The organism is Asaia sp. As-1742 (assembly GCF_011753235.1).
GTDB classification, from domain to species: Bacteria; Pseudomonadota; Alphaproteobacteria; order Acetobacterales; family Acetobacteraceae; genus Asaia; species Asaia bogorensis_B.
This window is the reverse complement of the sequence record NZ_VWWA01000016.1, coordinates 1-13420: the sequence shown is the minus strand read 5'-3', so window position 1 is coordinate 13420 and position 13420 is coordinate 1. Positions and strand designations below refer to the sequence as shown.

Here is a 13420-nt window from a genome sequence, read left to right as displayed (position 1 = left end):
CCGGCCGCGTTTGATTTTGGGGAGAGGCTTGATGCCGGATTTCGATGTTTTCGTGATTGGTGCAGGCTCGGGCGGAGTACGGTTTGCCCGTATCGCGGCCCAGAACGGCGCGAAGGTGGCGATTGCCGAGAGCCGCCACTGGGGCGGGACCTGCGTGAATCTGGGCTGTGTGCCCAAGAAGCTCATGGTCTATGCGTCAGAAGGGGCCGAGGCCGCTGAGGATGCGCGGGCTTATGGCTGGGACGTGCAGCTGGGTGCCCATGACTGGTCACGGTTCATCGCGGCCAAGGACAAGGAAATCGAAAGGCTCGATGGCATCTACAAGTCGATGCTGGGCAAGGCCGGGGTCGAGTTGTTTGTCGGACGCGCCAGACTGATCGACGCCAACACGATCGAGATCGGGCCAGGCCCGTTGGACGAGCAGGCCGAGCCACGACGGGTGACGGCAAAGCGCATCGTGATCGCTACAGGTGGCCGCCCCACACGCCCGCCGATCGAAGGTGCCGAGCACGCCATCATTTCTGATGAGGCCTTTCACCTCAAGGCCCGCCCGGAGCGCATCTGCATCATCGGGGGCGGGTATATCGGTATCGAGTTTGCGGGCATCTTCGCGGGGCTTGGCTCGAAAGTCGATCTCGTGTTCAGGCAGGATCTGCCCCTGCGCGGCTTCGACCGCGAATTGCGCGAGAAGCTGCATGAGGCGTTGCCTCATCATGGCATCGCTGTTCATGCAGGCCAGAGCCCTGAGCGTATCGAGAAGCTGGGCGAGGCGCATTATCGCGTCAGCCTCGGCAGTGGCGAGACGATCGAGACCGATTGCGTGTTTTTCGCCACTGGACGCAAGCCCAATATCGACGGGCTGGGTCTGGACGGTGTCGGGGTGGCGGTCAAGGATGGCGCCATTGCCGTGGACGACCAATCCGCCACGAATGTGGAAAACATCTACGCCATTGGCGATGTCACGGACCGGATCAATTTGACTCCTGTTGCCATCGCCGAGGGGCATATTCTGGCGGAGACGCTCTATACCGGCCACGCCAGAAGCTGGTCGTTCGAGACCACCCCCAAGGCGGTCTTCTTCTCGGAGCCGCTCGCAAGTGTCGGCCTGACCGAGGAGGAGGCAGCGGAAAAGGCGGATATCGAGGTGTTTACAGCGTCTTTCCGTCCGCTGCGTCAGACACTGATCGGCCGCGAGCGCAAGGCCTTCATGAAGCTGGTTGTCGAGCGTGAGAGCCAGAAGGTGGTCGGCGCGCATATGATGGGCGACGCCTCTGCGGAAATGATGCAGGGCATTGCGATTGCCATCACAGCCGGGCTGAAGAAGATCGATTTCGATCGCACGATCGGTATCCACCCCACTACGGCGGAGGAGTTCGTGACCATGCGCAGCCCGACGCGTCAGGTTGCCCGCAAGGGATGACGCGTCGAACCCTCTCCGGCGAAGCCGGAGAGGGGAGCGATGTCAGATGCCGGTGCTGGTCAGAAAGGCCAGAAGGTCGCGGTTGAGCGCATCGGCATCGGTGGCAAACAGGCCATGCGGGGCGCTGTCATATTCGACATAGCGCGCATGGGGGAGCGTCTCACTCACGCGTTTACCGGTCAGTTCGTATGGCACTGTCTTGTCGCCAGTGCCGTGAACCACCAGCGTCGGCACCGTAAAGGCCGCAAGATCAGGGCGGAAATCGGTTCGGCTGAATGAGTCGATGCAGTCGAGCGTGGCATTGGGGCTCGCCATGATGCCGAGTGTGAAGCTCCAGTCGATAAGCGCCTGGCTGACCGGCTTGCGGATCATGCTGACCCCGTAGAAGCCCTTGAGGAACTCTGCCAGAAAATGGAAACGGTCCCGTCGGATCTGGACCTTGAAATCGGCAAAGACATCGACCGGCACCCCATCCGGGTTGCTCTGGTCCTGCAGCAGGTAGGGCACGACCGAGGAAATGAGCGCAACGCCAGCCAAGCGCGAGGGGCCATAGCTGCTCAGGTAACGCGCCACTTCGCCACCACCCATCGAGAACCCGACGAGCGTGAGATCGCGCAGATCGAGATGATCGATCAGTTCGGCAAGGTCACCGGTAAGCGTGTCATAATCATAGCCGCCGAAAGGATGGCTGGACTGGCCAAAGCCTCGACGGTCATAGGTGATAACCCTGTATCCGGCCTCCAGCAGGGCAAGGGTCTGATATTCCCACATATCGCCTGTCAGAGGCCAGCCATGCACCAGCAATACGGGCCGGCCTTTGCCCATATCCTTGAAGTGGAGGCTGTTGCCGTCGCGTAGTTTCAATGAAGGCATGGTCCCTGTCCTCTGCATTGGGCCTGTCGGCGCGGCTCCCGCAACGGGGCCATGTCCAGGCGATTGGCATGGAGGAAAGAACAGGGCGTCCGGTCTGAAGTTCCGGAGCCGCCAGCAAGCGTCACGCGACGGTGAGGCCTTGGTCAGGGAAGAGTATTCAGGCAGGGCGTTCGGCCCCGCCTCGGCCGCAGAAGGCTCAGGCGGCCTTCCGCGGGAATGTCATCCGGCTGCCTGAGTTTTCACAGCCGGGAGGAGACGTATCAGCGCGGAGCGACCCAGCCATTGCCGGTGGCGTCGCCAAGCTGTCCGCTCTGGACCGGGCTGGAATTGGAATAGGCCGAGCCGAACTTGCTCAGATCGGCACCGGTGACGGCGTCACGCTGCACGTTATCGGCGTGGTCAGGGTCCGGGCCGTGCTTGAATTCGGTGCTCGGTGTTTCCTGATAGCCGGGGGGCAGGGAGTGGCGCCCCTTGGCGGTCAGGTGTTCGCCCTTGCCATGATATTCCACACCGGTGTCGTTGCTGTTGTTCTGCGGCGCATGGGCCTCGTTGGGGGCATTTTGTCCGGTAAACTGCGCAAAGGCGGTTCCGGCAGGCAGAACAAACAGAGTGGCGGCCAGAAAGGCGCCGCGACGGAGCTTTGCCATGAAAGCTTTCCCTTGCAGTTTCGTCCCGCTGCGGTCGCCGCACAGGAGTGGTGGTTGCCATTTCGGAATTTGGCCCGATCTCTGGCGCAGATACTGTTTTCAAGTAGTTCGTGAGACCAGAGGCGGCAAGAGCCTATTATGATGGACGATCTCTTCTCAGCAGCCAGACAGCCCGAGCTTCTGGCACCCGGCGCCCTGTTCCTGCCGGGCGCCGCGCAGGCCATGCAGGCCAGGCTGATGCAACAACTGCACGAAATCATGGCGCAAGCCCCCCTGCGCCGCCTTGAGACGCCGGGTGGTCGGCGTTTTTCGGTCGAGATGACAAATTGTGGCGTGCTGGGCTGGCATTCCGACAGGGCTGGATATCGTTACGAGTCCCGAGACCCCCTGAGTGGTACGGCCTGGCCGCGGATACCGGATAACTGGCTCGAACTGGCCCGGGTCATGGCAGAGCAGGCGGGCCATCCTGGCTTTGTGCCCCAGACTTGTCTGATCAACTGTTATGCGCCCGGTGCACGCATGGGGCTTCATCAGGACTGCGACGAGACGGCGCTGGAAAGCCCGATCGTATCGGTCTCGCTCGGTGTGGCCGCACAATTTCTCTTCGGTGGGCTGGAGCGCACGGTCCCGACACGCAAGCTTTCGCTCTTGAGCGGAGATGTCGTGGTGTGGGGTGGTCCGTCGCGCCTGGCCTATCACGGGATCGCCCCGCTGAAGCCGGGCCACCATGAATTGACAGGAGACCGGCGCTGGAATCTGACGTTTCGCCGGGTGCGAGAGTGCTAGCCTCTAGCCGGATCGGTCATTCCGTTTCATAGTGAGAACCCTTTTTTTCGGCTCAAGGAAAATACTCTCATGCACCCGAACCGCGAATCCGCTGTGCACGCCGGCTGGACGCCGTCGAGCTGGCGGTCGCACCCCATTCGTCAGGCTCCGCATTATCTGGATGCAGCCGCGCTCGACTCTGTCGAAGCCCGTCTGCGGCGATATCCGCCCCTGGTGTTTGCGGGCGAGACGCGGCGCCTGAAGAGCCAGCTTGCCAAGGCAGCGCGTGGCGAGGCCTTTGTGCTTCAGGGCGGGGCATGTGCCGAGAGCTTCAACGAGTTCACCGCCGATATCGTGCGCGATACGTTCCGTGTGCTGCTGCAGATGGCCGTCGTGCTGACCTTCGGTGCCAAGGTGCCGGTGATCAAGATCGGGCGTATGGCCGGGCAGTATGCCAAGCCGCGTTCATCCGATACCGAGACGCAGAACGGCGTGACCTTGCCCTGCTACCGCGGCGACATCATCAACGGCCCGGAATTCACCGAGGCGGCGCGTATCCCCGATCCGGCGCGTATGGAAACGGGATATTTCCAGTCTGTTGGCGTGATGAACCTGCTGCGCGCCTTTGCATCGGGTGGTTACGCCAACCTGCATCAGGTGCATCGCTGGAATCTCGGCTTCGTCAAGCGCTCGCCACTGGCCGAACGCTATCAGGACCTTGCCCAGCGCATTGATGAGACCCTGTCCTTCATGGGGGCATGTGGCTTCAACCAGAGCGCGCCGCAGATCAACGAGACCGAGTTCTACACCTCGCATGAGGCGCTTTTGCTGCCTTATGAGCAGGCCCTGACGCGCATCGATAGCCTGAGCGAGAACTGGTACGATTGCTCGGCCCATTTCCTGTGGATTGGTGATCGGACACGCCAGCCCGATGGGGCGCATGTGGAGTTCCTGCGCGGCGTGGGCAATCCGATTGGCATCAAGGTCGGCCCCACCACCACGCTGGAAGATCTCGAGAAGCTGCTGGATATCCTCAACCCGAAGGACGAGGCCGGTCGCATCACGCTTATTTCCCGCATGGGCGCCAGCAAGGTGGGTGATTTCCTGCCGCCACTGCTCGACAAGGTGCGTGGCTCTGGCCGCACCGTGACATGGCTGTGCGACCCGATGCATGGCAATACCATCGCCACGGCAGACAAGATCAAGACCCGCTCCTTCGACTCGATCCTGGGCGAGGTGAAGGGTTTCTTCTCGGTATTCCAGCAGGCTGGGCTGCGCCCCGGCGGCATCCATATCGAGATGACCGGGCAGGACGTGACTGAATGTGTGGGCGGTGCCCATTGTCTGACGGAAGCTGACCTTGCCGGGCGTTACGAGACGTTCTGTGACCCGCGCCTCAATGCCGAGCAGTCGCTTGAGATGGCGTTCCTGCTGGCCGAGGAACTCACGGGTCACTTCCGCGATCACGGGGCGTTGCGGGAATGACGCCCCCCAAGGCCGATGAGGGACGCGCTGCACTTGATGCAGCGCTAAGCCCGAAACTCGCTCTGACACCCGGCGAGATTGCCGGGCGGACAGACGCCTATTTCAACCGGACGCAGAAGATCGTCTCGCATTTTGGCGAGTGCCAGGTCACCTACGCACTGTTCATTCGCCGACCCGTCATTGCGGCGCATGGGTTGATGGTCGCGTGGCTCGAAAATGTCGCGCGTGAGCAGGGTTTTTCGGTCGAGATCGAGACGATCTACCCTGAGGGACGCTGGGTTGGCGCAGGTGAGCCGCTGCTTTACCTGACCGGGCCCTTTACCCGCATGGCCCCCCTCGAAACCCTTTTGCTGCAAAAGCTCGGCTCAGCCTGCGTCGCGGCCCATAATGCCTACCAGATGGCGCTGGCCCTGCCGGATGCCGCGTTCATGGCCATGGAAGCCCGTCACTGCGCCGGATTCGAGATGCAGGAAATGATGGGCTATGCCGCCTCGATCGGCTCACGCGCTGCCCGGCGCGAGGGCGCGAAGGGCTTCGTCGGTTGCGCCAATGATGTTACGGCGGCTTTCTTCGGCCAGGATCATGGACTGGGCACCATGCCTCATGCCCTGATCGGTTATGCGGGCTCGACGCTGCGTGCCGCAGAGATGTATCGCGAGGTCTATCCTGACGACCCTCTCGTGGTGCTGGTCGATTATTTCGGGCAGGAAATCACCGATGCGCTCGCAGTGTGCCGTCGCTTCCCCGAGCTGGCGGCGCAGGGGCGAATCAGCGTGCGTCTCGATACGCATGGCGGACGCTTCATTGAAGGGCTCGACCCCCAATCGTCCTATGCCGTGCTGGAGCGTCATACGCCCGGTACGATACGACGCTACCGTTCCGATAACGAGCTGAAGGATCTGGTCGGCACGGGCGTGTCGGCCGCCGCCATCTGGTGGATGCGCGAGCAGCTCAATGCCGCTGGTTTCCCCGAGGTGCGGATCATCGTTTCGTCGGGTTTTGGCCTGCAGAAATGCATGACCATGCGTGATTCCCATGCACCGCTCGATGTGGTCGGAACAGGCTCGTTCATTCCGGTCAAATGGAACGAAACCTACGCCACGGCCGATATCGTGGCTTATGACGGTGAAAAGCGGGTGAAAGTCGGACGCGAGTTCCTCCTGCAGAAAATCCGGTCCAGAGAGAAGGAGAGCGAAGCATGAGCAGCTCTGAAGCAGAACCCGATCGCGGCTGGTTTGTCCGTATTCTCGATAATTCGGGCGGTGCGGAAGAAGGCATCGTGGAGGAGGTGAAAGACTTTCAGGACCTCGCCCACGCCAATGCCTATGCACGGGCCTATGTGCGCGACAGCGTCGAGCGCTGCCGCGTTGGCGGGGCCGCGGGGCGTGAAGTGCTCGAAGCCTGGTTCTCATTCGGTGAAGACGCGATTGTCGTCGAGGCCGGAGATGATGGCTGGAAGTCTGCATCGGAACTTGAGGATTTCGCTGCCAACCCCGCCACGCCGATGGAGCGTGACTGGCGCACCCTCGATCCGCGCCGTCTCGTGGAAGATGATGAGGAGGTCGAGCTCTGATGCCGATGAACCGGCGTCAGATTCTGGTCGGCCTGTCAGCTGGCCCTGTGCTTGCGGCTCTTTCACGCGCCGCAGTGGCACGGGAGACGAGTTCAGCGGTCGTTCCTCAGCCGCCATCGCCCCAGACCAGCCTGCCTGCGCTCAGTCGTCAGCTTCAGGCTGTACCGCGCCGGCGTCAGTTCACTACGCTGCCGCGCCTGCTGGATCATCCCGATCTGTGGGACGACGTCGCTTTCGAAGCCCTTCGGGCCTATCGCAGCGAAGAGCGCATGATCGGAACCGGGACGGCACTTTCAGGCAATTGGCCTGTCGAGGCGCAGAACCTGCTGAACAGCGAGGTTTTTTCATTCGGTCACCCCGAGGCCCTGCTTGTCATGGCGTTGTGGAGTGAGGCGCAGCTGGCGCTTTACGATGACGAGGCCTGGTCGCGTTATGGCCTGTCACGTCTGACGTCGTCGGGCCAGTCGGTACTGCCGCTCAGGCAGGTCACCACAGGGTATTCGCGCCATCATCAGGATGAGCAAGGCGTTTACGGGGCGGCTGGACGCAGTATCCCGGCCTTGCAGGCCCGGGGCGTTGTGTTCCTTGCCTGCCATAATGCTGTGTGGGCCCATGCCGGGCGTCTGCTCGCTCTAGGTGCCGTGGCCGGTAATCCGGGACAGGAACAGCTTGCGGCGACGCTGACGAACCATCTCGATCCGCGCGCCATCGTGACCCCTAGCGCACTTGGTGCACTCGCCGAATTGCAGCGGGCGGGGTTCTCCCGGGTTTTCTGAACGCACCGCTTTTCGGACTCACGCATATTTCTGATGGCGATACCGTGCGCGGGCTATGGAAAATTGCCCGCGCCCTTGGCATAGAAGCAGCATGAAACTGCGCTTCGCCCCCAGCCCGACCGGCTATCTCCATGTTGGCAATGCCCGTCTGGCCATCGCCAATGCTCTGTACGCCCGCAAGCATGGCGCACAATTCCTGCTGCGCATCGACGATACGGATCTGGAGCGCTCCAAGGCGGAATACGAGCAGGGGATCAAGACGGATCTCGAATGGCTCGGTCTCGATTGGGACGAGATGGCCCATCAGTCGGAGCGGCTGGACCGCTATGCCAAGGCGATCGAGGCTCTCAAGGCTTCGGGGCGACTCTATCCCTGTTTCGAGAGCGAGCAGGAACTGGCCGCCAAGCGCGAATTGCGGCTCAAGGCGCGCAAGCCTCCCATCTATGACCGTGCGATGCTGCGCATGACGCCTGAGCAGCGTGAGCGTGCCGAAGCTAATGGCAAGACGCCCTACTGGCGCTTTCGCCTCTCAGACGGTCACAAGAGCTGGCGCGATCTCGTGATGGGTGATCTGTCGGTCAAGCTGACGGCTATTTCCGACCCTGTTCTCGTGCGGGCTGATGGAACGGTGCTCTATACGCTGGCCTCGGTCGTGGACGACATGGAGCTGGATGTTACCCATATCATCCGTGGTGAGGACCATATTACCAACACTGGTGTTCAGCTCGATATCATCGAGGCACTGGGTGGCAAGGCTGCGCGTTTCACCTTCGCCCATCTGCCCCTGTTGCTGGATGAAGGTGGTGGCAAGCTGTCCAAGCGCTTCGATGCGTTGTCGCTGCGTGCGCTGCGTCATGACGGCATGGAGCCGCAATCGGTTGTGTCCTACCTGTCCAGAATCGGCAGTTCGGACGACCCGGTGCCCATGACGCTGGAAGAATCCATCGCGAGTTTCGATCTGTCGCATATTTCGCGTTCGGCAGCGCGTTTTGACATGCAGCATCTGCTGGGGCTCAACCGCCGCCTGCTGCATACCCTGTCCTTCGAGGATGTCCGCACCCGCCTGCCTGAGGGGGCAAGCGAGGCTTTCTGGAATGCCATACGTGGTAATGTCGATTTGACCGGCGAAATCGGTTTCTGGTGGGAAGTGGTGCAGGGCGATATCGCGCCTCCCTCCCTGCGTGACGAGGCCGGATTCCTGGAGCAGGCGCAGCAGACCCTGCCTGACGCCCCGTGGGATGGCGAAACGTGGAAGCAGTGGATCGCAACGCTGAAAGACGTCTCTGGCCGCAAGGGCAAGGCTCTCTTCCATCCGCTGCGTCTTGCCCTGACGGGCGAGGAGGCCGGACCTGAACTGCATGCCCTTCTGCCTCTGATGGGGCGTGACCTGGTTCTGCGCCGCCTTCAGGAGGCGGCGATAGGGTAAGGTGCGAAGGCTCACCCACGCACAAGGGCGATGAAGCGCGACAGGTCCCGCTGGCGGCAGTTCTTCAGGGTGCAGTCCGGGCTGCCCCTTCAGGGGAATGGAGCGAGGCAGGGCCGCGATGAAATCGGTACGGGTCGACAGCGGGCTTCGGTCATACGCATCGGTATTGGCAATAATTTCTGGACCGACCTCTACCACCACGCCCTGACCACCTCATGGCCGAGGTTTCTCGGGTGGTCCACGATTGCCTATATCGTGGTCAATCTGGCGTTTGCGCTGCTCTATCAGCTGTGCAATGCGCAGATCAACAACGCCACAAATCTTGATCTGCTCTCGCTGTTTTTCTTCAGTGTCCAGACGCTGTCTACTGTCGGCTATGGTGTCATGGCCCCGAGCGGTCATATAGCCAACGCGCTTGTGTCGGTCGAAGCCCTGCTGGGTATGATGATCAACGCGCTCTCGACAGGTGTGGTCTTTGCGCGGTTTTCACGTCCACGTACACAGATCCTGTTCAGCCATATCGGGGTGATCAGCCAACGCGCCACCCCGTCGGTATTATGTATCAGGCTGGCTAATTCCCGCAAAAGTGCTGTTCTGGCTATGGAGGTCGAACTCTCCCTTTCACAGTTCGTGATTGGGGAAGGGGGTTATCCCACGCGTATCTTTACCCCGCTCGCTCTTTTGCAATCGCAGGTACCGGAGCTGCGTTACACCGAGATGCTTGTGCATCCCATCGACAGCGCGAGCCCATTGGCTGTCCTGAGCATCGAGCAGCTGGATGCCACCTATGCTGAAATTCTGGTCACTGTGCGCGGCACGGATGAGGCAACAGGCCAGGCCGTGCTGATCCAGCACGGTTACGATCATGCGAAGATGATAAAGGGAATGCGCTTCGTCGATATGGTGCTGCAGGATGAGCTGGGGAATTATCGCGTGGATTACAAACGTCTGCACGATATCGAAAAGGAAGCCGGGGCCGTCGTCTGAACAGCACGACAGAGCTGGGTGTAGCCAAGGCTCCTGGCCTCATGAGCAATCGCAAGACCGTTTCAGGGGCGCTCGCCTGTCGCGAGGTTCTTGTTCCATCATCTGATGACTTCGGATCCGGGAAATGCCTCTGCGATCGAGCAGTGATCGCCGGTCGTCTCCCGGCTGCTGGACTGCACCATGGCACGCCCCGAGACCTCTCGAGACCGCAGGGTTGTTGAGCAACGCCGATGGAGGCAGGGTTTCGGGTCGGAAAATTCACGACCCGACGCTGTACTTAGCCCGTATTTCTTCAAGAGAAAAATAATATGAATATAATATTGAATAATTATTTCATTTATAAGTCAGTGCAATAATTACTTCATTATCTATACTTGATTCGACACAAAACTATTTCTGTTTCGATCTAATTGGTGTCAGTCCGAAGCGCCTGATGGGCGAGTTCACCGGAAACAAGGTCGATTGCAGAAAAGCCGGGCGACCAGGTGTGGCGCATCCGGCGCGGGAGAGAGTTTTGTGTCGAGAGGTCAGAGACTATGCCTGTTGTGTACTTTCCTTTGCTGCACAGGGGCCGCTTACGCAACGCCTCTGTCGGATGACATCCATCAGAATACCCCCCAGACATCCAGGGTAGCGCCTGCTGGCAAACCGGGGACCTCGCGGCACACAATACATGGCGCACGAAAGTCAGCCGAGCAGGCGAGCAAGGCCGCTGCCAGCGAGGTTGCTACAGCGCCGGCGTCGGCTCGGGCATCGTCCGCCCGTCATGTTGCCCATCACGTTACGCCGGAGAGCATCAGCGTGACAGGTCAGGGCCACGGCAAAAACTACCAGAAGGACCCGGCTTCCGTGTCGGTCCTCAGCGCCCGACAACTCGCCAACCGTCACGTTGTCTCTCTGGTTGATTTGGGCGACGGCTCGGTACCTTCCTTGCGTATTGCCCAGTTTTCAGGCCGCAATTCAGCCCTGGTGGTCAATATCCGAGGTGTCGGCGTGCTGGGTGACAGCAACCAGCCAGCACGTGACCAGGGTGTGGGTGTCTATATCGACGGCGTGTATGTCTCCAGACCGCAGGCACTTGGCACGGCACTTTTCGACGTCGAGAGCATGGAGGTGCTCAAGGGCCCGCAGGGAACACTGTTCGGCCGGAATACCGAGGCTGGCGCCCTGAGTATCGTGACGCGTCGTCCCACAGGAAAATTCGGCATGCGTCTGGTTGGCGGGTTTGGCAATTACAACAGTAACAAGGGCGAGTTGCATCTCGATCTGCCAGCTTTCCATGATCTGGCGATCAAGATTGACGCTGTGACCGCGCATCGCGGACCACTTGTCGATAACCCGATGCCGGACACGGGTGGGTTCAACCAGTACGACAAGCACGGCGTGCATGTAGAGGCGATGTATCACCCGGTCGATAACTTCACCGCTGACTATGCCTATGACAATTCCTATGACAGCACGACCACGTTGTGGATGCAGTTGCTCAAGGGAGGAACGAACAAGCTCGCGCAGCTTGCAACGTTGCAGACGACACGTGCCAAGAAAGCCTTTATTGGCGTTCCTGAAGAGCCAAGTATCGGCAAGAACAGCGGGCATCGCATGACGCTCGATTACAAGGCGATACCGCAATATTTGTCTTTCAGATCCATCACGGCGTATCGCGAACTGAGTCAGAGCCAGTTTGACAACGGGATGGCCTCCGGGAGCCTTTCCAACACGACAGGCAATTTCACCGGCATGAGCTTTGCGCGTAACTCGCTGGCAGGATTCTGGCAGAACCAGATCAGCCAGGAGATACAGGCCTTTGGCCACACGAAGCGTCTGAAATATCAGGGTGGCTTTATCTATTACCGCGAGCATGCCGCCGACAACGCGCAGGCCTTCTACACAAACCAGTTCACCAATGCTGCTGGCAGTGAATACAAGCTGCTGACCGGCCCGGCCTATGACGACTGGAGCCTGCAGCCCATCGATCGTGCCAGCCATGTCACGTCAAAAAGCTGGGGCGTTTACGGCAATGCTGTCTATACCCCACCCGTACTACATGACGCGCTGCATCTGACGGCGGGGCTGCGCTGGTCTCACGACGGCAAGCAGGGCACGCTGACAACGGTCAACAACAAGGCACCGGTCAATACGGCGGGTGTGTCTGGCCCGATCGATTTCGATGCAGGCTGGTCGCGCGTGGACCCTCTGCTTGAAATCAGCGGTGATCTTGCCCGTCATGTGCTGCTCTACGGGAAGTGGAGCACGGGTTACAAACCGGGCGGAGCCAATTCACGGGCGCAGAATTACGAGGCTTTCGGGCCTGAATCGGTCTCGATGTTCGAGGTCGGCACCAAGACCGAGTTTCTCGATCAGCGTGTACGTTTCAACGTCGCGGGATATTGGGGCGACTACAAGGATATCCAGGTCGATTTCAGCAGGCCTTACCAGATTGGCAATCAGCTGACGACGCGTACAACCACCTCGACCATCAATGCGCCCGGTCGCGGTGACCTGAGCGGCGTCGAAGCCGAGCTGAGCGTGTCACCCATACGCTACCTGACGCTTGGCCTGTCCTATGCCTATAACTACGTTCACACTCCCCCCACCGCCAATCCCTATCCCAACTCGGTGGGCGTGGTCAGCACCATGCTCGTGCCAATCTACCAGAGCTATACCCCGGCCCATTCCGGCAGCTTTCAGGCGGACTATGTGCGTCCGTTTCAGGGTTTTACCCTGCTTGGCCATCTCGATGGCAATATCGACAGCGGATATTATGCCAGCACGACCGACCCTGTTTACGCGGGGATCGGAAATCCCAAGAACGTCTATCAGCCCAAGGGGGACAGTGGGCTGATCGTCAACGGGCGTGTCGCTGTGTCCAATGTGCGGCTGGGTCATACCGGCGCAAAGGCCACCTTCTCGCTCTGGGCACGCAATCTGTTTGCCGAGCAGCATGTCTACTTCAAGACCTTGGGCGTAACGACGGGCTCGCAGGGTTACTTCAACGAAGCGCGCCAGTTCGGCGGGCAGGTCGATCTGGCGTTCTGAGAGAGCGTGTCACCGGCGCTGAGGGTTCGAGGTCCAGCGCTAGGAATGCTGCGCACCTTGGCCTGCAAGGTCGTAACGGCCTTGCAGGCAGGCGAGATGCGGTGTCTGGCGGAACTGGAACAATCCCGGCCAATGTGATGGGCGAAAAGGCTCCCGCCTGCTCCTTCTCCATCTGCCTGCGAACGCTCAGGGGCAGGGAGGGGAAGGCGGCCCTGAGAGTAGAGGGCACAACGGGAAAGCTCGTCCAGAAAAACCGACCTAGAGGAAAACCTGATCGGGGGAAACCCAACCGGGGAATTCAGGTCTAGGTGTTTGGTCCCGGGTTTTGATGGTGCAATCTTTTCATCGGAATGGAAGGAAGCACTATGGGCCAGGTTCACCACGGGAGCGCCACGACGACAGCGGCAGTCCGTCGAGCGATACAGCATAGTC

At 60.4% G+C, this 13420-nt stretch carries 11 protein-coding genes; 9 read left to right on the top strand and 2 right to left on the bottom strand.

Features of this window, described 5'->3' with window-relative positions; all coding sequences use genetic code 11:
- Positions 1 to 31 precede the first annotated feature (31 nt).
- Positions 32 to 1420 carry a glutathione-disulfide reductase gene (gene gorA, locus F3J08_RS15070; protein ID WP_166931149.1) on the top strand — a complete coding sequence of 463 codons (1389 nt, stop codon included), beginning with the start codon at positions 32 to 34 and terminating at the stop codon, positions 1418 to 1420.
- A gap of 42 nt (positions 1421 to 1462) precedes the next feature.
- Here gorA and F3J08_RS15065 read toward each other — a convergent pair whose 3' ends face one another.
- Entirely contained in the window at positions 1463 to 2293 is an 831-nt protein-coding gene (locus tag F3J08_RS15065) for an alpha/beta fold hydrolase (RefSeq protein ID WP_166931146.1), read from the bottom strand.
- Positions 2294 to 2553: 260 nt separating this feature from the next.
- A complete protein-coding gene (locus F3J08_RS17265) occupies positions 2554 to 2940 on the bottom strand; it encodes a hypothetical protein (protein ID WP_023978146.1) in 387 nt (128 codons plus the stop codon).
- A 138-nt stretch (positions 2941 to 3078) separates the two neighbouring features.
- Here F3J08_RS17265 and alkB point away from each other — a divergent pair, with 138 nt between their 5' ends.
- The 8 genes from alkB to F3J08_RS15020 all read left to right on the top strand — a co-directional run bounded on the left by alkB (position 3079) and on the right by F3J08_RS15020 (position 12988).
- Positions 3079 to 3726, top strand: a complete 648-nt coding sequence (gene alkB, locus F3J08_RS15055; protein WP_166931143.1) for a DNA oxidative demethylase AlkB — start codon at positions 3079 to 3081, stop codon at positions 3724 to 3726.
- Between the two features lie 69 nt (positions 3727 to 3795).
- Entirely contained in the window at positions 3796 to 5190 is a 1395-nt protein-coding gene (locus F3J08_RS15050; protein ID WP_122039058.1) for a class II 3-deoxy-7-phosphoheptulonate synthase, read from the top strand.
- Complete coding sequence (locus F3J08_RS15045; RefSeq protein ID WP_240149391.1) at positions 5187 to 6392, top strand: nicotinate phosphoribosyltransferase; 1206 nt, start codon at positions 5187 to 5189, stop codon at positions 6390 to 6392. Before F3J08_RS15050 ends, F3J08_RS15045 begins: the two co-directional genes overlap by 4 nt.
- Complete coding sequence (locus F3J08_RS15040; protein ID WP_062164205.1) at positions 6389 to 6763, top strand: hypothetical protein; 375 nt, start codon at positions 6389 to 6391, stop codon at positions 6761 to 6763. Before F3J08_RS15045 ends, F3J08_RS15040 begins: the two co-directional genes overlap by 4 nt.
- Positions 6763 to 7539 carry a transcriptional initiation protein Tat gene (locus F3J08_RS15035; RefSeq protein ID WP_166931140.1) on the top strand — a complete coding sequence of 259 codons (777 nt, stop codon included), beginning with the start codon at positions 6763 to 6765 and terminating at the stop codon, positions 7537 to 7539. The genes F3J08_RS15040 and F3J08_RS15035 overlap by 1 nt, the downstream gene beginning before the upstream one ends.
- A 91-nt stretch (positions 7540 to 7630) precedes the next feature.
- Positions 7631 to 8965: a glutamate--tRNA ligase gene (gene gltX / locus F3J08_RS15030; protein WP_166931137.1), complete on the top strand. Its 1335-nt coding sequence runs from the start codon at positions 7631 to 7633 to the stop codon at positions 8963 to 8965.
- A 30-nt stretch (positions 8966 to 8995) separates the two neighbouring features.
- On the top strand, positions 8996 to 9952 hold the full coding sequence (locus F3J08_RS15025) for an ion channel (RefSeq protein ID WP_122039054.1): 957 nt from the start codon (positions 8996 to 8998) through the stop codon (positions 9950 to 9952).
- Positions 9953 to 10753: 801 nt separating this feature from the next.
- Positions 10754 to 12988, top strand: a complete 2235-nt coding sequence (locus tag F3J08_RS15020; RefSeq protein ID WP_205207065.1) for a TonB-dependent receptor plug domain-containing protein — start codon at positions 10754 to 10756, stop codon at positions 12986 to 12988.
- The last annotated feature ends 432 nt before the right edge of the window (positions 12989 to 13420 follow it).

What these genes read in the sequence shown, in the direction of transcription:
- F3J08_RS15040 (WP_062164205.1), top strand. Translation starts at nt 6,389, where the DNA reads ATGAGCAGCTCTGAAGCAGAACCCGATCGCGGCTGGTTTGTCCGTATT.
- gorA (WP_166931149.1), top strand. Translation starts at nt 32, where the DNA reads ATGCCGGATTTCGATGTTTTCGTGATTGGTGCAGGCTCGGGCGGAGTA.
- alkB (WP_166931143.1), top strand. Translation starts at nt 3,079, where the DNA reads ATGATGGACGATCTCTTCTCAGCAGCCAGACAGCCCGAGCTTCTGGCA.
- F3J08_RS17265 (WP_023978146.1), bottom strand. Translation starts at nt 2,940, where the DNA reads ATGGCAAAGCTCCGTCGCGGCGCCTTTCTGGCCGCCACTCTGTTTGTT.
- F3J08_RS15065 (WP_166931146.1), bottom strand. Translation starts at nt 2,293, where the DNA reads ATGCCTTCATTGAAACTACGCGACGGCAACAGCCTCCACTTCAAGGAT.
- F3J08_RS15050 (WP_122039058.1), top strand. Translation starts at nt 3,796, where the DNA reads ATGCACCCGAACCGCGAATCCGCTGTGCACGCCGGCTGGACGCCGTCG.
- F3J08_RS15035 (WP_166931140.1), top strand. Translation starts at nt 6,763, where the DNA reads ATGCCGATGAACCGGCGTCAGATTCTGGTCGGCCTGTCAGCTGGCCCT.
- F3J08_RS15025 (WP_122039054.1), top strand. Translation starts at nt 8,996, where the DNA reads ATGAAGCGCGACAGGTCCCGCTGGCGGCAGTTCTTCAGGGTGCAGTCC.
- gltX (WP_166931137.1), top strand. Translation starts at nt 7,631, where the DNA reads ATGAAACTGCGCTTCGCCCCCAGCCCGACCGGCTATCTCCATGTTGGC.
- F3J08_RS15045 (WP_240149391.1), top strand. Translation starts at nt 5,187, where the DNA reads ATGACGCCCCCCAAGGCCGATGAGGGACGCGCTGCACTTGATGCAGCG.